This window comes from Bacteroides sp., from assembly GCF_030151085.1.
Lineage (GTDB): Bacteria > Bacteroidota > Bacteroidia > Bacteroidales > Bacteroidaceae > Bacteroides.
Genome location: NZ_JASLER010000039.1, coordinates 1 through 19,317 on the forward strand (window position 1 = coordinate 1; position 19,317 = coordinate 19,317).

The 19,317-nt window shown below is 39.4% G+C and carries 18 protein-coding genes and 1 tRNA gene; 13 read left to right on the forward strand and 6 right to left on the reverse strand.

Annotated features, from left to right (window positions below; translation table 11 throughout):
• The 4 genes from Q1W14_RS07200 to rplT form a co-directional block, all read left to right on the forward strand.
• The coding region (locus Q1W14_RS07200; protein WP_300700260.1) for a threonine--tRNA ligase at positions 1-571 on the forward strand (571 nt) is incomplete at its 5' end.
• Positions 572-690: 119 nt separating this feature from the next.
• Positions 691-1,296 (forward strand): translation initiation factor IF-3, encoded by a 606-nt coding sequence (gene infC, locus Q1W14_RS07205; protein ID WP_300700262.1) that lies wholly within the window; start codon positions 691-693, stop codon positions 1,294-1,296.
• Between the two features lie 66 nt (positions 1,297-1,362).
• Positions 1,363-1,560: a 50S ribosomal protein L35 gene (rpmI, locus tag Q1W14_RS07210; RefSeq protein WP_300700264.1), complete on the forward strand. Its 198-nt coding sequence runs from the start codon at positions 1,363-1,365 to the stop codon at positions 1,558-1,560.
• A 98-nt stretch (positions 1,561-1,658) separates the two neighbouring features.
• On the forward strand, positions 1,659-2,009 hold the full coding sequence (rplT, locus tag Q1W14_RS07215; RefSeq protein ID WP_300700265.1) for a 50S ribosomal protein L20: 351 nt from the start codon (positions 1,659-1,661) through the stop codon (positions 2,007-2,009).
• 458 nt (positions 2,010-2,467) lie between these two features.
• Here rplT and Q1W14_RS07220 read toward each other — a convergent pair whose 3' ends face one another.
• From Q1W14_RS07220 to Q1W14_RS07240, 5 genes are all read right to left on the reverse strand, one after another.
• Positions 2,468-3,775, reverse strand: coding sequence for a phenylacetate--CoA ligase family protein (locus Q1W14_RS07220; protein WP_300700266.1), 1,308 nt, complete (start codon positions 3,773-3,775; stop codon positions 2,468-2,470).
• A gap of 23 nt (positions 3,776-3,798) precedes the next feature.
• Positions 3,799-4,380: an indolepyruvate oxidoreductase subunit beta gene (locus tag Q1W14_RS07225; RefSeq protein ID WP_300700267.1), complete on the reverse strand. Its 582-nt coding sequence runs from the start codon at positions 4,378-4,380 to the stop codon at positions 3,799-3,801.
• Between the two features lie 4 nt (positions 4,381-4,384).
• Positions 4,385-5,977, reverse strand: a complete 1,593-nt coding sequence (locus Q1W14_RS07230; protein WP_300700268.1) for a thiamine pyrophosphate-dependent enzyme — start codon at positions 5,975-5,977, stop codon at positions 4,385-4,387.
• A gap of 76 nt (positions 5,978-6,053) precedes the next feature.
• Entirely contained in the window at positions 6,054-7,091 is a 1,038-nt protein-coding gene (mltG, locus tag Q1W14_RS07235; protein WP_300700269.1) for an endolytic transglycosylase MltG, read from the reverse strand.
• A gap of 130 nt (positions 7,092-7,221) precedes the next feature.
• Positions 7,222-7,294, reverse strand: a tRNA-Thr gene (locus Q1W14_RS07240).
• Between the two features lie 193 nt (positions 7,295-7,487).
• Here Q1W14_RS07240 and Q1W14_RS07245 point away from each other — a divergent pair.
• From Q1W14_RS07245 to Q1W14_RS07265, 5 genes are all read left to right on the forward strand, one after another.
• Positions 7,488-9,191 (forward strand): SDR family NAD(P)-dependent oxidoreductase, encoded by a 1,704-nt coding sequence (locus Q1W14_RS07245; protein WP_300700270.1) that lies wholly within the window; start codon positions 7,488-7,490, stop codon positions 9,189-9,191.
• 113 nt (positions 9,192-9,304) lie between these two features.
• Positions 9,305-11,833, forward strand: a complete 2,529-nt coding sequence (locus Q1W14_RS07250) for an SLBB domain-containing protein (RefSeq protein ID WP_300700271.1) — start codon at positions 9,305-9,307, stop codon at positions 11,831-11,833.
• Between the two features lie 5 nt (positions 11,834-11,838).
• Positions 11,839-12,945, forward strand: coding sequence for a Wzz/FepE/Etk N-terminal domain-containing protein (locus tag Q1W14_RS07255; RefSeq protein ID WP_300700272.1), 1,107 nt, complete (start codon positions 11,839-11,841; stop codon positions 12,943-12,945).
• On the forward strand, positions 12,924-13,271 hold the full coding sequence (locus tag Q1W14_RS07260) for a UpxY family transcription antiterminator (RefSeq protein ID WP_300700273.1): 348 nt from the start codon (positions 12,924-12,926) through the stop codon (positions 13,269-13,271). Before Q1W14_RS07255 ends, Q1W14_RS07260 begins: the two co-directional genes overlap by 22 nt.
• Entirely contained in the window at positions 13,271-13,729 is a 459-nt protein-coding gene (locus tag Q1W14_RS07265; RefSeq protein ID WP_300700281.1) for a WbuC family cupin fold metalloprotein, read from the forward strand. Before Q1W14_RS07260 ends, Q1W14_RS07265 begins: the two co-directional genes overlap by 1 nt.
• Positions 13,730-13,743: 14 nt before the next feature.
• On the opposite strand, the gene Q1W14_RS07270 is transcribed toward Q1W14_RS07265, so the two are convergent.
• On the reverse strand, positions 13,744-14,955 hold the full coding sequence (locus tag Q1W14_RS07270) for an ROK family transcriptional regulator (protein ID WP_300700275.1): 1,212 nt from the start codon (positions 14,953-14,955) through the stop codon (positions 13,744-13,746).
• A gap of 284 nt (positions 14,956-15,239) precedes the next feature.
• On the opposite strand from Q1W14_RS07270, the gene Q1W14_RS07275 reads away from it, so the two are divergent.
• The 4 genes from Q1W14_RS07275 to Q1W14_RS07290 are packed head-to-tail and all read left to right on the forward strand — an operon-like array spanning position 15,240 to position 19,085.
• Positions 15,240-16,157, forward strand: coding sequence for a dihydrodipicolinate synthase family protein (locus Q1W14_RS07275; protein ID WP_300700276.1), 918 nt, complete (start codon positions 15,240-15,242; stop codon positions 16,155-16,157).
• 13 nt (positions 16,158-16,170) lie between these two features.
• A complete protein-coding gene (locus tag Q1W14_RS07280; RefSeq protein WP_300700277.1) occupies positions 16,171-17,367 on the forward strand; it encodes an AGE family epimerase/isomerase in 1,197 nt (398 codons plus the stop codon).
• Between the two features lie 18 nt (positions 17,368-17,385).
• Complete coding sequence (locus Q1W14_RS07285) at positions 17,386-18,621, forward strand: MFS transporter (RefSeq protein ID WP_300700278.1); 1,236 nt, start codon at positions 17,386-17,388, stop codon at positions 18,619-18,621.
• A 17-nt stretch (positions 18,622-18,638) separates the two neighbouring features.
• Positions 18,639-19,085 carry a YhcH/YjgK/YiaL family protein gene (locus Q1W14_RS07290; RefSeq protein ID WP_300700279.1) on the forward strand — a complete coding sequence of 149 codons (447 nt, stop codon included), beginning with the start codon at positions 18,639-18,641 and terminating at the stop codon, positions 19,083-19,085.
• Positions 19,086-19,317 lie beyond the last annotated feature (232 nt).

The window sequence follows — 19,317 nt, forward strand, 5'->3', positions numbered from 1 at the left end:
GAAAGCCAAGATTGAATATGGCGAAGCTGCATTCTATGGTCCCAAGCTGGATTTTATGGTAAAAGACGCTATCGGTCGCCGTTGGCAATTAGGAACCATCCAGGTTGACTATAACTTGCCGGAACGTTTCCAATTGGAATATACTGGTGCTGATAACCAGAAGCATCGTCCTGTAATGATTCACCGTGCACCGTTCGGTTCTATGGAACGTTTCGTAGCTGTGCTTATTGAACATACTGCAGGTAAATTCCCATTGTGGTTGATGCCGGAGCAAGTGGCTATTCTGCCTATCAGTGAAAAGTTCAATGATTATGCTCTTGAAGTAAAACAATACTTGAAGAAATATGATATTCGTGCTATCGTGGATGAACGTAACGAGAAAATTGGACGTAAAATTCGTGATAACGAGATGAAGCGCATTCCGTATATGTTGGTTGTCGGAGAAAAAGAAGCCGAAAACGGAGAAGTGGCTGTTCGTAAGCAAGGAGAAGGTGATAAAGGAACCATGAAATTTGAAGATTTCGCTAAAAAAATGAACGAAGAAGTTCAGAATATGATAAATAAGTGGTAACTTTGCGCCCAATTGTAAAAGCATAGCATATATAGATGTTCTAAAGACCGCTTTTACTTAATAAAATAAATAATTTGGTAGTAGTAAAAAAGAAACAAACTGGAAGTAATCGTTATTTAATGAAAAATGACAGCTTAAAAGGGCAACATCGGATTAACGAACAAATCCGTGCCAAGGAAGTCCGTATTGTGGGCGACGAAGTAGAACCCAAAGTGTATTCGATAGCACAGGCTTTGAGACTGGCTGAAGAGCACGAAGTGGATCTCGTGGAGATTTCTCCAAATGCAGAACCCCCTGTTTGTCGTATTATTGACTACTCTAAATTTCTTTATCAATTAAAGAAGCGTCAGAAAGAACAAAAGGCAAAGCAGGTAAAGGTAAACGTGAAGGAAATCCGTTTTGGTCCTCAAACAGATGACCATGACTATAACTTCAAGTTGAAGCATGCCAAAGGATTTTTGGAAGATGGAGACAAAGTGAAGGCATACGTGTTCTTCAAAGGTCGTTCTATCTTATTCAAAGAACAAGGAGAAGTATTGCTGCTTCGTTTTGCCAATGATTTGGAAGACTATGCAAAGGTAGATCAGATGCCTATTTTGGAAGGAAAGAGAATGACTATCCAGCTTTCTCCAAAGAAAGTTGCAGTTCCAAAGAAAGTGGTTACTCCTGCTGCTAAACCAGTGGAGAACTCCGCTAAACCGGCGCAGACTGAAGACGAAGAATAAAAGAAATGAGTAACGCCGTAGGTATAGTGCGTTGCCATATAATTTAATAATTTAAAAGTAAGTAAGATGCCAAAGATCAAGACTAACTCCGGTGCTAAAAAGAGATTTACTCTTACCGGAACGGGTAAAATCAAAAGAAAGCACGCTTTTCATAGTCATATTTTGACTAAGAAAACTAAGAAGCAAAAAAGAAACTTGTGTCACTCTACACTTGTTGATACAACAAATGTAAGCCAAGTGAAGGAACTTTTAGCAATGAAGTAATCAAGAGCGTACTAAGAATTAAAGTTATTAACCGAATGCATTAGCTTTAAGTCCGCTGCGTGAAGTAACGGCGCTAACATTCAAAAACAAGTAAAACTATGCCAAGATCAGTAAATCATGTTGCTTCAAAAGCAAGAAGAAAGAAAATTTTGAAATTGACCAGAGGTTACTTTGGTGCAAGAAAGAACGTATGGACCGTTGCCAAGAATACTTGGGAAAAAGGTTTGCTTTATGCGTTCCGTGACCGTAAGAACAAGAAAAGAAACTTCCGTGCATTGTGGATTCAACGTATCAACGCTGCCGCTCGTTTGGAAGGTATGTCTTATTCTAAGTTGATGGGAGCTTTGCACAAAGCAGGTATCGAAATCAACCGCAAGGTGTTGGCTGATTTAGCGATGAACCATCCGGAAGCTTTCAAGGCTATCGTTGCTAAAGCAAAAGCTGCATAAAAACAGTTAGCTGATAAATTAACAAAGTGCTGATTACCTATTTGGTAGTCAGCACTTTCTATTTGTGAATATGCTGTAGAAGGGTTAAAACTTAGGGTTACCCTAAACAAAATGTTCTTTTTCCTTGTTTCTTTCACAGAAACTAATTATCTTTGTTATAGAAAAAATAGCCGCATTGGTTGGATCGGGAAACTCATCAAGTTTTATGAAATACCGAGACAAGCTTCGCTCCTCAATGGCGGGCCACGCCCTTCGGGGTAACTCTTGAGTCAGTGGATTACAAAGAGGGTGAGCTCTCAAATCATGTCATTCGGAGTTTCATCACATCATCGGTGCGGCTTTCTATAGAAAAGGAACGGTAATCTTGGATTGACTACCGTTCCTTTTTACTTTATCTCCTTTTTAGCTGATAAAGTGTCTTGGTTGACACATATAGCTGCGTGACTTTACACACTTATTTATTTATTGTCCCGTTGGTCTTTTACTCTGACGGCTTTTCCTTCGCTTTGAGGTAGAGAACCTTTCTTTACTAGCCTTAACTTAGGAGTGACGAGGATTTCATCTTTTAATTGGCGGGTAATCTCTTTACGTATCTTTTCCAACTCAATATAATTGTCGGTAGAAAGATCACTGAGTTCTACCTCTACGATCATTTCGTCTTGGTTGTCAACAGTTTCTAGTGTAATGAGGTAATTGCTGCCCAATTGAGGGAATTGTACCAGTACCTTTTCAACTTGCATAGGGAAAATGTTTACTCCCTTAATGATGAACATATCATCACTACGTCCTTTGATGCGGTCAATGCGCAGATGAGTACGTCCACATGGGCATTCTCCAGGCAGGATACGGGTTAAGTCACGCGTACGGTAGCGCAGCAATGGCATCATTTCACGGTCGAGGGTAGTTAGTACAAGTTCACCTATTTCGCCCTCAGGAACGGGTTCGCCTGTTTCTGGATCGATAATTTCGACGAGAAAGCAGTCTTCCCAAAAATGCATACCATTCTGTTCGGTACACTCAAAAGCGACACCGGGACCGTTCATTTCAGTCATACCAAAGCTATTGTAAGCTTTTACACCAAGCATACGCTCTATCTTTTTGCGCTGTTCGTTGGTATGTGGTTCTGCACCGATAAGAAGCGTTTTAAGGGTAGTTGTAGTCGGGTCTATACCTTCTTCCTGAAATACCTCGGCCAAACGGATTGCGTAGCTGGGAATAGCATGTAGTGCGGTCGTTTTGAAATCTGTTATAAACTTGATTTGCCGTTTACTGTTTCCAGCAGCTGCCGGTACGGTTAGGGCTCCCAAGCGTTCAGCTCCGTATTGAAAGCCTAATCCGCCAGTAAACATACCATAACCTGAACTGTTTTGAAAAACATCGGTTTTACGAAGACCTACAGTGTAGAGGCATCGCGCTACTAGGTTTGCCCAAGAATCCAAATCGTGCTGGGAATGAACAATAACAGTCGGAGTACCTGTTGTACCACTTGACGAGTGAATACGGACTCCATCTTCACGCATATTACCCGATACTAGTCCGAATGGGTAGTTGTCACGCATGTCAGCTTTCGTTGTAAATGGAATTTTACGGATATCCTCTACTGACTTGATGCTGTCTGCGGTAATATTGTGTTCTTGGAATACTTTCTTGTAAAATGGCGAATTTGCCGCAATGTTGATAGTCTTCTTCAATCGTTGAAGCTGCAAATCGTGCAGCTTCTCTCGCGGCATGGTTTCTATATCTTCTTCCCAGTATTTGTCGTTCATGGCGTTTTGAGTTTTGAATTGGTTTACATCAGTTTCTCTGCGATTTCCTTACCGGCTGCCAAGGCTTTGAGATTTAATTCTACGATTTCTTCTCCTTTGCGTTGGAAGATCTCCCGAATGCTGTCTTGCATTTTCATGTAATCGATACCTAGGAAAGGGATGGTTGCACCTAACAATACAATATTAGCGACACGGGTGGAGCCTATCTCTTTGGCTACCTCATTCACGTTCAGTGTTATTTTATGTGGTAGTTTGTTGATTTCTGCTTTAATAGCTTCTTCCGCTGGATAATTAGGGATGTTAATGAATGGAGCTTCATTAGTTACCAGCCAACCTTCATGAGTGAGGTAGGGGAGGTAACGCAGGGCTTCCATGGGTTCCAATGAAATGATTAGGTCGCATTTTCCTGTTGGGATGAGATCTGAAGCAATGGGCTGGTCGCTGATGCGCAGGTTGGACTGAACGTCTCCGCCTCGCTGGCTCATACCGTGTACTTCCGATTGTTTCATATACAAACCGTCTTTCAAGGCTGCTTTTCCAATTACAGTGGCGATGGAGAGGATTCCTTGTCCTCCCACGCCGGAAAGTATGATGTCTTTTTTCATGGCTTTACTTGTTTCGTTTTTTACGTGCTAAGGTTTGAATGCATTCTCTGCGAGGGATGATGACGGATACGCCGCGATATTCAATCTCTTCGCGAATCACTTGCTTCATCTCTTCATAATTCTTTTTCAATGGAGTGACTACGCGGATGTGTTCGGGAGCAACACCAATACCAGTACAGATGGCTTCGATTCGTCCGGTTCCGGCAGAATCTTGACCTCCGGTCATGGCGGTTGTTTCATTGTCCGAGATGACAATGGTGACATTTGCGTTTTCGTTTACACAATCCAGCAGACCAGTCATGCCCGAGTGAGTGAATGTAGAGTCACCAATGACAGCTACTGCTGGGTGTAATCCTGCATCAGAAGCACCCTTAGCCATGGTGATAGAGGCACCCATGTCTACGCAAGAGTTAATTGCGTTGAATGGTGCATTTGCTCCCAAAGTATAGCAACCTATATCGCTGAATACTTTGTGGGTAGGATATTCTTCTTTCAGCACTTGTGTGAGCACAATGTACATATCACGGTGACCACAACCGTCGCAAAGTGCAGGAGGGCGCATTTCTACTATGGAAGGAATGCTGAATTCGGTTTTGTTTTCTTTTCCCAGAGCACGTGCAACTGTATCTGGATTTAATTCTCCATCTTGTGACAAGGTTCCGTCCAAGCGACCTTTCACTTTTACGCCAATACCCAGATAACCTTTTAATTGTTTTTCTACAAATGGTTGTCCGTCTTCCAATACTAAGATCTCGTCACATTCACTAACTAGTTGCATGAGTTGCTTTTTGGGAAGGGGATATTGACCTATTTTGAGTACAGGATGCTCGCATCCGTCAGGATAATTTTCCATCAGGTAATTATAGCCGATACCACATGCGATAATACCTAACTTCTTATTAGGTCCATCTACAAATTTGTTGTATGGAGAATTTTCAGAGGCTTTGATGAATTCATCCTGGCGTTGTAACAGGACTTTGTAGCGTTTGCGTGCATTCCCCGGTAATAGTATGAATTGGCGGGGATCTTCGCTGAATGATAGCCCGTTTTGTGACTGCTGCGGATTACGCTCTACACCTGAACGAGAGTGTGCTAGGCGTGTAACCATACGCATTAATACTGGCTCACCTATTTGTTCTGAAAAAGCAAAACCATTATATACCATGTCGTATGCTTCTTGTTGATTGCTTGGTTCAAACATCGGAATCAACGAGAAATCACCATAGAAACGACTGTCTTGTTCATTTTGAGAAGAATGCATACTGGGATCATCGGCTGCTACGACGATCACACCACCTTTTACGCCTGTAATGGCGGAGTTGATAAAACAGTCTGCGGCTACATTCATACCCACATGCTTCATACATACTAATGCACGTTTTCCTGCGAACGACATACCTAAAGCAGCTTCCATAGCTGTTTTCTCATTGGAGCTCCAACGATTGTGAATGTTCTGCTCAGCAGTAATGGGTGCCATCTGAATATATTCGGTTATTTCCGTAGAAGGAGTGCCGGGGTAGGCATATACGCCTGAGAGTCCGGCATCTAATGCAGCTTGTGCAATGGCTTCATCGCCAAGTAAGAGTTGCTTGCTCATATTTGATTGTTTAAGTATTAGTCATTGATTAATTATGGACGCAAATATAGCCTTTTGCTTTTATTTTATCATTAAATTACTTGAAAATCTTTCTTTCGTTTAATGCATTCCAATATTTTCTTGCATTTTTCATGTGATCGGCATAATTGGATGCAAAGTTGTGTGTACCTGAGAAATCTTCTTTGGCGCACATATAAATATAGTCGTGTTTGACATAATTCAGGACTGCATCCAGCCCAATGGGTGAGGGGATTCGTATAGGACCGGGAGGCAAACCGAGATTACGATACGTATTATATGGTGAGTCAACGCTAAGGTGAGCATTAGTGATTCTTCTTAGCCCAAAATCCTGAAGAGCAAATTTTATCGTAGGATCGGCTTGCAGGGGCATATCCGAATGTAAGCGATTGATGTACAGTCCTGCTACCATAGGTTTTTCAGGATTGTTATTTGTTTCTTCTTCGACAATGGAAGCAAGGGTGCAAACTTCTGCAGGTGTCATTCCGATGGCTGTGGCTTTATTCAGGCGTTCTTGGTTCCAAAATTTAAGATGTTCTTTTTGCATGCGTTCAAAGAAATCCGTTACGTTCATGTCCCAATATACTTGGTATGTTTCCGGAATAAATAAACATGGCATCGTTTCTTGGGTATAGCCTAATTTTTGTTGGAACGTAGAGTCATTCATTACATTGGCTACCTCAGCCGAATCAATCATAAGTTGTTTGCCTACACTACGCGCTAATCTATCTAAGGTGCGTACGCTACCAATAGTGAGATTTATTGGATCTTGATATCCACGGTACAAACGGCTAAAAACGTGATATACATTTTCACTCGGATGAATGGCATAACGCCCTGTATGAATATTTTGGGGATAATTACGATACTTCGCCATCCACAAAAATCCTTTGAAGCTTTTGGGATGTCCCTGGCTTTTCACCTTATTATATATCGAATCTATTGTGTCATCACGATCGATGTATATATATGTCGTCTTCTGTGGATGAAACTGTGGAGCAAATAAAAAGTAATAAATTGCTCCGGCACCGATGAGTCCGATGAGGATTAACAATACTATTCCACTCAGGAGTATTTTTTTCTTCTTCTTATCCATATTTGCTAATAATAAAAGTCCGGCAAAGGTAAAAAGAATAAGCGAAATATACTTCTTCCTAGTGGAAAAACCATTTTAAGTTAGTTAATAAAAAAAGAGATGCCACAAGCATCTCTTTTTTTATTTATTGAGCCGCTAGCCAGACTTGAACTGGCGACCTACGCGTTACGAATGCGTTGCTCTACCAACTGAGCTATAGCGGCATTGTTTACGGGGTGCAAAGGTACATCTTTATTTGAATAAGCAAAAAGAATCGATTGAATTTTTAGATTTATTTTATTGAGTATATTTTTCTGTTTATGTAATGTGTTATTTCTTCTGGAAAAATTGGATAATCAAACAAAAAACAGCATCTTTGTAACCTGACTTTGTGAACAAAATGGTCCGATGCTATTTATGAATTTGAGATTATATTATAAATATCTTTCCTCTCGTATTGCGTCTAAGTGGACGGTGTTACTGGTAGATGTGCTGATTGTAGTAATAGCGATGCTTTTTGCGTATTTACTACAATTCCGTATATCTTCTATATTCTATCCTCTTCCTCTTTATATTTGGATGTTCATCCTTGCATTGTTAAGTAATGTTTGTTTCTTTCATATACTTCGTACCTATGTAGGTGTAATCCGTTTTTCCTCATTTGTCGATATCTATCGTGTGTTTCAGAGTCTTACACTTGGATATGGAGTGTTGGGATTGGGGAATATCTTTTGGTCGGCTTTAGGCTTGGGAGAAACCTTGCCGGGGAGTGTTTTATTTATAGCATATATTTTCTCATTCATATTTATGGTGAGTCTGCGTATTGCTGTGAAAATGCTTTATGAGGCAATTGCTTTTGATGCCCGTCATTCTGTGAATGTATTTATATATGGATTTCATGGGACTGGAGTTAATGTTGCGAAATCATTAAGGGTTAGTCGCAATAATCATTTTCGTTTACGCGGGTTTATATCTGATGAACCGGATATGATTGGTAAACATACTATGGGATGTAGAGTCTACGCCAATGATGACAAACTGTTCGGATATCTTAAGAAAAAAAATGTGCAAACAGTGATTGTATCTCCAAGTAAGATAGCTGATTTGGAGAGTTTGGGCGTATTGGATAAGTTGTCATCACATAATATTCATGTAATGACAATACCGCCATTGAGTAATTGTTTGGATGATGGATTGATTAAAGACATTCAAATAGAAGATTGGCTACGAAGAGATCCGGTACAAATTGATATTCGAAAAATAACTCCGCATATAGAAGGAAATCGAATCATGGTTACTGGTGCTGCCGGGACTATTGGACGAGAGATTATCCGTCAATTAGCTACCTTGAATCCGTATCAGTTAATCTTGGTGGATCAAGCAGAGTCTCCTCTTTATGATGTACAATTGGAACTTTCTGATCATTGGAAAAATCTGGACGTTCGTGTCTTGGTGGCTGATGTAACCAATCGTACGCGTATGGAAGCTATATTTCAAGATACACAACCTCAATTGGTATTCCATGCTGCTGCTTATAAGCAACCTTTATTAATGGAAGATTATGTTTCTGAAGCTTTGCAGGTTAACGTATTGGGAACGATGAATATAGCTGATTTAGCTATAAAATATAACGTTTGCCGTATGATTTTGGTATCAACAGATCAAACTGTCCAATTAGAAAATGTAGTAGGGTATAGCAAGCGTTTGGCCGAATTATACGTACAATCAATGGGGCAAAAACTGCAGAATGAAAAGGGTATAGGAGGTAGCTTTATCATCGTACGCTTTGGAGATGTGTATCCGGACGCACCCCACAGCTTAATGACTTTACCTGAAGCTTGTGCCCTTATTCTAGAAGCTGGAGTTATGGGTACTAATGGTAGGGTGTATGTTTTTGAAGAAACGAATAAAGTTTCTTCGGTTCCTACATGGCATGATAAAATAAAATGTGAAGTGTCATGTGTTTATGATTATGAACAGATTTATAAAATACTTTCCGATTTAGTTGAACATAGTTATACTGAAAAAACGGCTATTTTATTAAGTGAAATAAAAAAAATAGTGCCAGAATTAGCCATTTCTGCGCTCATGTTAGAGAACGTGACGGAGAATACTTTTTAATGCTTTTTCGAAAACTTAGAGGTGAAATAAATGTATATTATGAAAATAATATGTTACCTTTGTGCCCGATTTATATTTATTACAAGAACTCTAAAGATTAATCAGAATATCTTATGCGTAGATTAATAGCACTATTCTTCTTGATATTTACTTTGTCAGGAGTGGCTGTGGCCCAGCAAATGCCGGATGATCAAGTTATTCAGTATGTAAAAAGCGCTCAACAAATGGGTAAAACTCAAAAGCAAATTACTACTGAATTAATGCGGAGAGGAGTCACTAAAGAACAAGTAGAGAGGATTCAACAAAAATATGAAGATTCAAAATCTGGAAATCAGCAAAATAGTACACAAGGAGAAAATCAATCACGCCAACGTGGACAGCAAAATGCGGATAAAAAGACAGATGCTAAATCTATAAATCAGCGTAATAATACCCAACAACGTACTGTAAAAGGTCTGCGTACTACCAATGGTAGACAAATGTATCGTGGTGACCAGATGGAAATGACCGGAGATTCTTTATGGATGGATGGCAATAATAGAGGTATGTATTGGGAGGAAGAAGATCCGACGCAACAAATATTTGGTCATAATATATTTACCAATGCAAATTTGACATTCGAACCTAATATAAATGTTGCAACCCCGGTTAACTATCGTTTAGGCCCTGGTGATGAGGTGATTATTGATGTTTGGGGGGCTTCTGAAACAACTATTCGTCAAACCATTTCTCCTGAAGGAAGTATTTTAGTTAATAACTTAGGTCCGGTTTATCTAAGTGGAAAGACCGTGAAAGAGGCAAATAACTATTTGAGACAAGAGTTTGCCAGAATCTATTCAGGTGTAATAGGGAATGTCCCATCTACTCAAGTGAAGTTAACCTTGGGAGAAATTCGTTCTATTCAGGTAAATATAATGGGGGAGGTTGTTGTTCCTGGAACATATACTCTTTCTTCTTTTGCTTCTGTATTTCATGCTTTATACCGTGCTGGTGGGGTAAATAAAATAGGTAGCCTACGTAGTATAAAAGTGGTGCGTAATGGAAACGTTATTGCTGATTTGGATGTTTACGACTTCATAATGAAGGGAAAAATGAAAGATGATGTCCGTTTGCAAGATGGGGATGTCATCCTTGTAGATCCTTACCAATCGTTGGTACAGATATTAGGAAAGGTTAAGCGTCCGATGTTTTATGAAATGAAATCAACAGAAACTATTGCTACATTGTTGAAATATTCAGGTGGTTTTACGGGTGATGCTTATAAGAAAGCTATTCGCATTATTCGTAAAAGTGGTCGTGAACACCAAATTTATAATGTAGATGAAATGGATTTTTCCGTATTCCGTGTAGAAGATGGTGATGTCGTAACCGTGGATTCTGTATTGCAACGTTTTGAGAATCGTGTAGAAGTTCGTGGAGCAGTATACCGTGAAGGTTTATATCAGTTGAACGGAACAGTGAATACTGTAAAACAATTGATAAAGAAAGCGGAGGGGATTCGTGGCGATGCATTCTTAAATCGTGCTATCATTGACCGTGAGCGTGAAGATCTATCGCATGAAATTATTCAAGTGGACATTAAAGGTTTACTTAATGGAACAGTAGCAGATATTCCTTTGCAGCGAAATGACGTTCTATATATTCCTAGTATCCATGATTTGAAAGAAGAGTCGACTTTAACCATTCATGGTGAAGTTGCCAATCCAGGTACTTATCTTTACTCGGATAACATGACAGTAGAAGATTTGATTTTGCAGGCAGGTGGTCTATTAGAAGCAGCTGCAACAACAAAAATTGAAATTGCTCGTCGAGTGAAAGAACCGAAAAGTACTACATTTAGTACTACCGTGGGACAAAATTTCTCTTTTGATTTGAAAGACGGTTTATTGTTAGGTGATGGTAGTGATAATTTTCATCTTGAGCCTTTTGATGAAATATACATCCGTAAGAGTCCGGCTTATCATCAACAACAAAATGTAACTGTAGGAGGAGAGGTCCTTTTTAATGGAAGTTATGCATTATCTAAAAAGAATGAACGTTTGAGCGATTTAATTGCTAAAGCTGGTGGTATAACTCCAGATGCTTATGTAAAAGGTGCTCGATTGATTCGTAAGATGACTGAAGAAGAGCTTCGCCGTAAAGAAGATGCGTTGCGCATGACGCAAATGGGTGCTGGTGATTCTATCTCTATTAAGAAGCTTGATTTATCGGATTCTTATTCAGTAGGTATCAGTTTAGAAAAAGCGTTGCAGAATCCAGGATCGGATTATGATATGGTGTTACGTGAAGGTGATATGTTGTTTGTACCGGAATATGTAAGTACGGTAAAAATCAATGGCGCTGTGATGTATCCCAATACTGTTCTTTATAAGAAAGGTGAAAGTTTACGCTATTATATAAACCAAGCTGGTGGTTTTGGCAATGATGCAAAGAAGCGAAAAGCTTATATTGTTTATATGAATGGTACAGTATCACGTTTAAAATCGGGAAATACAAAAGCTATTGAGCCTGGTAGTGAAATTATTGTTCCAAGTAAAGATCCAAGGAAGAAGATGAGTGCTGCTGAAATTATAGGTATGGGTACTTCTGCTGCTTCGTTGGCAACAATGGTTGCGACAATGGTTAATCTCTTTAAGAAATAGGATATATGAGTGAAGAAAAAATACAAAATACGACTCCTCAGCATCCTGAGGAACAAGAAATTGATTTAATAGAACTTGCACAGAAGGTCTGGGCTAGTCGTAAATTGATATTTAAAGCATGTGGTATTGCTGCTCTTGTTGGATTGGTTGTTGCATTTAGTATTCCTAAAGAATATTCTACAAGTGTTACGTTAGCTCCTGAGAGTGGTGGTAAGTCTGGTGGTGGAAGCATGGGGGCCTTGGCTGCTATGGCTGGAATCAATTTGGGAAGTTCTTCTGGTGAAGATGCATTGTCTCCCGATCTTTATCCTGATATTGTAAGTTCTACTCCTTTTCTTATTGAATTGTTTGATGTGAAAGTCAAAGATCAGAAAGGGAAAATAGATACAACTTTGTATGCTTATTTGAAAGATAATCAGCGTGGTCCTTGGTGGAGTGCAATAATATCTGCCCCGTTTAAAGTATTGGGATGGACTCTATCCTTATTTAAAGATAAACCAGAAGAGGGAGAAGCTAAGTTTGATCCTTTTCAGTTAACTCCAGAAGAATCAGGAATTGCAGATGCATTGAGTAAGCGCATTTCTATCGCTGCAGATAAAAAAACAGGTGTGACTACGCTATCAGTAACTATGCAAGATCCTTTAATTTCTGCTTCATTAACTGATACAGTAATGCATTGTTTGCAAAACTATATTACAAATTATAGAACAAACAAGGCTCGTCATGATTTAGCTTTCACAGAGAAACTTTATGGTGAAGCGAAAGCTAATTATACGGAAACTCAGAAAAAATATGCTAACTTTGTAGATGCAAATCAGAATATAATCTTGTTAAGTTATCGTGCAGAACAAGAACGTCTACAGAATGAAATGAATTTGGCATACCAAGTATATACACAAGTATCTCAGCAATTGCAGATGGCAAGAGCGAAGGTACAGGAAATTACGCCAGTATATACAGTTGTTCAACCGGCTACAGTTCCGTTACGTCCTGCCAAGCCTAATAAAATTATGATTTTAATAGGGTTTATGTTTTTGGCTGGAGTTGGTTGTGTAGGTTGGATTTTATTTGTGAAGGATTTATTAAAAGGATGGAAAAAGCAAACGATATGATAACAAATGATACTATGACATGCTGGTATGCGTTGCATACGGCTCCTAAATTAGAACATAAACTAATGCAGTGTTTAAATGCTGCCGGATATTCAACATTTTGCCCAATGCAGGCAGTATTTGTGAAATGGAATGGACAGACTAAGGAAGTTATTGTCCCTTTTTTCTCAGGATGTCTGTTTGTTGCTGGGGATATTACTAAAATAGCTTCCTTAATAACTTCGCAAAAAGCTGCTGTTATAGTGGATAAAGAAGGCGAAAAATTAACTATTGAAGCTGATAAAACAGAACTCTTGGCTAAATTTATTCAGCAATTAAAAGAATGATGAAGTTGATAACGGAAGAGCTGTTGGATACTGTTACGGCTCAAGCTAAAGAAAATCCACGTTTGCGCATGAATTATAATCTTCATGCAACTTTGGATGCTCCGATACATCGCTTGTTGAATGCTTTAGAACCGGATACATATCTGCCTCCACATCGCCATGCTGATAAAGAAGAAACTTATTTGGTTTTACGTGGAAGTTTACTTGTTTTCTTTTATGATGAGCAAGGAAATGTGACGGACAAAGCATGTCTTGACCCTTTGAAAGGAAATTTTGGTTTGGAAATACCTTCCGGAACTTGGCATAGCATTGTTGTCTTAGAATCGGGTACTGTTATTTTTGAAATAAAGAAAGGACCTTATCAGCCTTCTTCTCCTGAAGATTTGGCCTCATGGGCACCTGCGTCATCAGATGAAAGAGGGGCGAAAGATTTTATAAAGCGGATGTTGGAACTTTAATGATGTTTGAGTGTTTAACACTCAAACATACGACTTCTTGCTAGCATACATGCTCCTATAACTCCTGCTTTTTCCTTGAGTTTGGAGGTAGCTATAACCGAATCTTTATTAACCAAATTCAGAGAATATTTCCGGATAGCTGTTTTTATAGGTTGAGTGATGTAATCACCGGTTGTGGAAAGGGTGCCTCCAATAATAACCAAATCCGGATTGAACAGATTGATTAGACCGGCAATTTGCTTTCCTAATTTCTGACCAATTTCTTCTACGATTTCAATGCATAGAAGATCCTCATCTTTTATAATAGTTTCAAGAATTTCATCTAGCGTAATAGGGTGATTTTTGTCTTTTGCTCTTGCTGACAAAATTGAGGTTTCTCCATTCTGTATGCGTTCTAGCAAGATACGATGAAGAGCCGATCCTGAGGCCTCAGTTTCCAGACAGCCTTTCTTACCACAGTGGCAAAGTATTTCGTTCTCGAAGACGGAGATATGACCGAATTCTCCTGAAAACCCTGATTTGCCGGTGTATATTTTGCCATCAATGATAATACCAATGCCCAATCCCCAACTTATATTTATAAAGATAATATTCTTCTCATTGCTAACATATCCTTTCAGATATTCACCATAAGTCATGGCGCGGGTATCGTTATCTATAGTTACTTTATGGCCAATCTTTTCGGTCATGACTTCGGATAACGGACGTTCTTCAAAGTTGAACCAGCTAAAACTATAACCGGATTCTGGATTGACACGTCCCGAAACATTGATGCTGATATTAATAATCTTTTCTATATTGATACTTAGCTTTTTTATAAATGCCGTGATGAGTTTGCATAATTCATTCAACCCATTGACTGAATTCTCGCATTTATAAGGAATATCCATTTTGCATTCTACCATATCCCCTTTAAAATTAATTAGGCCGATATTGATAGCGAATTTTTTAATATCGACTCCAATAAAGTATCCTGATTCGGGATTCAGTCCATATAAACTGGGATGACGACCACCACTTGTTTCCAGTTTTCCATAGTCGTTAATGTATCCTTCCTCACACATTTCACTGATAAATTTAGTGACTGTAGGAACGCTTAAATCCAATTCTTTGGATAAATCTGTAATAGTAGAACTACCATTATATATATAATGTGCTATGATTCTCTTTTTGAGTAACGCACCTTTAGTTCCTAATTCTATTTCTTTTAGCAAATGTAGTTTCATATAAACTATTATTTTAATATGTACGGCAAATATACCTAATAATCTTTAGATATAGATTTGCAAACTGCAAAAAGATGTTTATTTGCTAAAATGTGATTGTTGTCCTAGGTAAAACATACTCTATAAATTATATTAAACTCGTCGTTATTAATAAAATAATTTAGTATATAATGCTTTTATAATAAAATAAAAGTGTACATTTGTAGCGATGTTATTTAAATGAAGGCATAAACACAAAATGTTTGGCTCTCGGTTATATATATTAATAATTAAATTTAAGTATTATGGAAAAAATTGTAGGATTAATCAATGCCCCGTTTACTCCCTTTTATGAAAATGGAGAAATAAATTACGAACCCATTGAGGCATACGCAAAGATGTTGGTTAAAAATGGTCTTCAAGGAGTATTCATCAACGGGTCGTCCGGTGAGGGGTATATGTTGACTGATGAAGAACGTATGAAATTGGCTGAACGTTGGATAGAAGTTTCTCCAAAAGGTTTTAAAGTAATCGTACATGTAGGTAGTTGCTGTGTGAAATCTAGTCATAAGCTTGCCGAACATGCTCAAAAGATAGGAGCGTGGGGTATTGGTGCAATGGCTCCTCCATTCCCTAAAATCGGAAGAATAGAAGAACTGGTTAAATATTGCGAGGAAATAGCTTCGGGTGCTCCTCAGCTGCCTTTCTATTATTATCATATTCCGGCATTCAATGGTGCTTTCCTCTCAATGTATGCATTCTTGGAAGCTGTTGACGGTCGTATTCCCAACTTTGCTGGTATCAAGTATACGTTCGAAAGTCTGTATGAATATAACCAATGCCGCTTGTATAAGAATGGCAAATTTGACATGCTTCATGGACAGGATGAAACCATTCTTCCCTGTTTGGCTATGGGTGGTGCTCAAGGTGGCATTGGCGGAACAACGAATTATAACGGCATCAATCTGGTAGGTATCATTGATGCCTGGAAAGCTGGAGATCTTGATAAAGCGCGTGAATTGCAGAATTTCTCACAAGAGGTTATTAACGTAATCTGCCATTTCCGTGGCAATATTGTAGGCGGAAAACGAATTATGAAACTGATCGGTTTGGATTTGGGTAAGAATCGTACTCCATTCCAGAATATGACTGATGATGAAGAAGTACGCTTGAAAGCTGAGCTTGAAGCAATCAACTTCTTCGAACGTTGTAATAAGTTATAAAAAAGAAGTTGTGATGAATACGACAGAATACCTACAGACATGGTCTGACTCTTATAAGAATGACATGATAAATAATATCATGCCATTTTGGATGAAATATGGCTTAGATCGTAAGAATGGCGGCGTTTATACTTGCCTCGACCGTGACGGAGCGTTGATGGATACATCAAAATCCGTTTGGTTTCAAGGACGTTTTGCGTTTACATGTTCTTTTGCCTACAATCATATTGAGAAAAACGTAGAATGGCTTAATGCAGCCAAATGTACCCTGGACTTTATCGAAGCACATTGCTTCGATAAAGATGGGCGTATGTTTTTTGAAGTTACTGAAAAGGGCTTACCTATTCGTAAACGTCGCTATGTATTCTCTGAAACATTTGCCGCTATTGCGATGTCGGAATATGCCATTGCAACTGGTGATCGCGTATATGCCGAGAAAGCGCTGAACTTATTTAAAGAGATTCGCCGTTTTCTATATACGCCGGGTATTTTAGAACCCAAATTCTGTGACCGAGTGAAGATGAAAGGTCATTCTATCGTTATGATATTGATTAATGTGGCTTCCCGTGTACGTGCGGTTATCAGTGATCCGATACTTGACCAGCAGATTGACGAGGCTATTGCAGAATTGCGCAAGGACTTTATTCATCCCGAATTCAAGGCATTACTCGAAACTGTAGGACTCAATGGTGAGTTTATTGATACCAATGCCGCCCGTACCATTAATCCGGGGCATTGCATCGAAACTTCCTGGTTTATTTTGGAGGAAGCAAAGAACCGTAACTGGGACAAAGCTATGGTGGATACCGCACTTACCATCCTCGACTGGTCGTGGGAGTGGGGTTGGGACAAGGAATATGGTGGCATCATCAACTTCCGCGATTGCCGCAATTTGCCTTGTCAGGATTATGCGCATGACATGAAGTTCTGGTGGCCGCAAACTGAAACCATCATTGCTACACTTTATGCTTACCAGGCTACTAAGGATGAAAAATACCTGGCCATGCACAAACAGATCAGTGACTGGACATATGCCCATTTTCCCGATAAGGAGTTCGGAGAATGGTATGGTTACTTGCGCCGTGATGGTACAATCTCTCAGCCGGCTAAAGGAAACCTTTTCAAAGGACCTTTCCACATACCGAGAATGATGACGAAGGGCTATGTGCTTTGCCAAGAAATTCTTTCCACAATTCAATCTAACCATTAATCTCTTTATTAAAGTATCATGAAAAACTCGAAAATTTATCCGTGGGTAGTAGTAGCACTCCTTTGGGTTGTCGCTTTACTTAACTATATGGATAGACAAATGTTGAGTACCATGCGCGATGCCATGCAGATGGACATCGTAGAGTTACAGTCGGCGGCCAACTTCGGCCGCCTTATGGCTGTTTTTCTTTGGATCTACGGCTTGATGAGCCCTGTCTCTGGCATGATTGCCGACCGATTAAATCGTAAATGGCTTATCGTAGGTAGTTTGTTTGTATGGTCCACTGTGACTTACCTGATGGGTATAGCCGATAATTTCGAACAGGTTTTTTGGCTTCGTGCGCTCATGGGGATTAGTGAAGCCCTCTACATACCTGCCGGACTTTCCTTGATTGCTGATTACCATTCTGATAAATCGCGTTCATTGGCAATAGGTATTCACATGACCGGTCTCTATGCCGGGCAAGCTATTGGTGGTTTTGGAGCTACAGTGGCCGAGGCATTCTCTTGGCACACTACATTTCATTGGTTTGGTATTATCGGCATTGCTTATGCAGTTGTGCTGGCATTGTTCCTTCGAGAGAAGAAAGGACATATTCAAGTGGAGCAGATTCAATCTTCTGCGTCTAAAGAGAAAGGAGCTATTTTCAAAGGATTGACCTTGTTATTCAGTAACATTGCCTTCTGGGTGATATTACTTTATTTTGCAGCACCAAGTCTTCCCGGTTGGGCTATCAAGAACTGGTTGCCTACTCTGTTTGCCGAAAACTTGGATATTCCTATGTCGCAGGCAGGTCCAATGTCTACAATAACGATTGCTGTATCTTGCTTCATTGGAGTTATTTTGGGAGGTCTTCTGTCGGATAAATGGGTACAGAAGAACATCCGCGGTCGTGTCTACACCGGTGCTATTGGTTTGGGCTTGACTATTCCGGCATTAGTGCTATTGGGGTTTGGCCATAGCTTTGTTGCTGTAATTGGTGCAGGAATGTTGTTTGGTATCGGTTTTGGTATATTCGATGCCAATAATATGCCTATCCTTTGCCAGTTTGTATCATCAAAATACCGGGGTACAGCTTATGGTATTATGAATATGACAGGTGTCTTTGCCGGTGCTTTTGTTACAGACTTGTTAGGCCAATGGACTGATGGAGGTAAATTAGGAACGGGTATCGCTATGTTGGCAGTCATTGTTTTCATAGCTTTGGCGGTGCAACTTTATTTCTTGCGTCCGAAGACAGATAATATGGTCTAATAAAAACAGATATAAAAATGATAGTTTCTAATTTGCAAAATAGTGGTAGGATTGAAGATCTTCATCCACTGTTTAAAATACTTTTTGATTACGTGAAAAATCACGATTTGCTTCACGCTGAATTGGGGCGTATCGTGTTGGATAGCGATAATCTGTTTATCAATAATGTCAATCCAGAGTGTGTGCCTGCTGAAAAACAGGTATTAGAAGTTCATCATACTTATATTGATGTACATATCCTGCTCGAAGGCAAAGAGGCTATTGGCTGGAAAGCGATAGAAGATTTAACGATGGAGACAAAGCCGTATGAAGAAGAAGACGATTGTGCATTGTATGCCGATAAACCTACTGCTTATGTTGATTTGTTGCCTGGGCAGTTCGCCATTGTTTACCCCGAAGATCCCCATGCACCGGTTATAGGCAGTGGGAGGATACGCAAGTTGATTGCAAAAGTAAAGCTTTGACAATTAACAAACGTGAGTTCAATCACATATATTTCATCGAACTCACCTTGAAATAATTGGCGAAACACTTGACATCGCCTTTGCAATGTTGTACCTTTGTAAGGTGAATTTATAGATACTTCAATTTCAAATTAGGATAAACGGAGAGGCATTGCTTCTCCGTTTCTTTTGTTCCCCCTCACGTCTTCTTGTTTGAAATGCCTCATGTTTGCTCCCCCAATGCTACACTTTA

What these genes read in the sequence shown, in the direction of transcription:
- infC (WP_300700262.1), top strand. Translation starts at nt 691, where the DNA reads ATGAAAAATGACAGCTTAAAAGGGCAACATCGGATTAACGAACAAATC.
- rpmI (WP_300700264.1), top strand. Translation starts at nt 1,363, where the DNA reads ATGCCAAAGATCAAGACTAACTCCGGTGCTAAAAAGAGATTTACTCTT.
- rplT (WP_300700265.1), top strand. Translation starts at nt 1,659, where the DNA reads ATGCCAAGATCAGTAAATCATGTTGCTTCAAAAGCAAGAAGAAAGAAA.
- Q1W14_RS07220 (WP_300700266.1), bottom strand. Translation starts at nt 3,775, where the DNA reads ATGAACGACAAATACTGGGAAGAAGATATAGAAACCATGCCGCGAGAG.
- Q1W14_RS07225 (WP_300700267.1), bottom strand. Translation starts at nt 4,380, where the DNA reads ATGAAAAAAGACATCATACTTTCCGGCGTGGGAGGACAAGGAATCCTC.
- Q1W14_RS07230 (WP_300700268.1), bottom strand. Translation starts at nt 5,977, where the DNA reads ATGAGCAAGCAACTCTTACTTGGCGATGAAGCCATTGCACAAGCTGCA.
- mltG (WP_300700269.1), bottom strand. Translation starts at nt 7,091, where the DNA reads ATGGATAAGAAGAAGAAAAAAATACTCCTGAGTGGAATAGTATTGTTA.
- Q1W14_RS07245 (WP_300700270.1), top strand. Translation starts at nt 7,488, where the DNA reads ATGAATTTGAGATTATATTATAAATATCTTTCCTCTCGTATTGCGTCT.
- Q1W14_RS07250 (WP_300700271.1), top strand. Translation starts at nt 9,305, where the DNA reads ATGCGTAGATTAATAGCACTATTCTTCTTGATATTTACTTTGTCAGGA.
- Q1W14_RS07255 (WP_300700272.1), top strand. Translation starts at nt 11,839, where the DNA reads ATGAGTGAAGAAAAAATACAAAATACGACTCCTCAGCATCCTGAGGAA.
- Q1W14_RS07260 (WP_300700273.1), top strand. Translation starts at nt 12,924, where the DNA reads ATGGAAAAAGCAAACGATATGATAACAAATGATACTATGACATGCTGG.
- Q1W14_RS07265 (WP_300700281.1), top strand. Translation starts at nt 13,271, where the DNA reads ATGAAGTTGATAACGGAAGAGCTGTTGGATACTGTTACGGCTCAAGCT.
- Q1W14_RS07270 (WP_300700275.1), bottom strand. Translation starts at nt 14,955, where the DNA reads ATGAAACTACATTTGCTAAAAGAAATAGAATTAGGAACTAAAGGTGCG.
- Q1W14_RS07275 (WP_300700276.1), top strand. Translation starts at nt 15,240, where the DNA reads ATGGAAAAAATTGTAGGATTAATCAATGCCCCGTTTACTCCCTTTTAT.
- Q1W14_RS07280 (WP_300700277.1), top strand. Translation starts at nt 16,171, where the DNA reads ATGAATACGACAGAATACCTACAGACATGGTCTGACTCTTATAAGAAT.
- Q1W14_RS07285 (WP_300700278.1), top strand. Translation starts at nt 17,386, where the DNA reads ATGAAAAACTCGAAAATTTATCCGTGGGTAGTAGTAGCACTCCTTTGG.
- Q1W14_RS07290 (WP_300700279.1), top strand. Translation starts at nt 18,639, where the DNA reads ATGATAGTTTCTAATTTGCAAAATAGTGGTAGGATTGAAGATCTTCAT.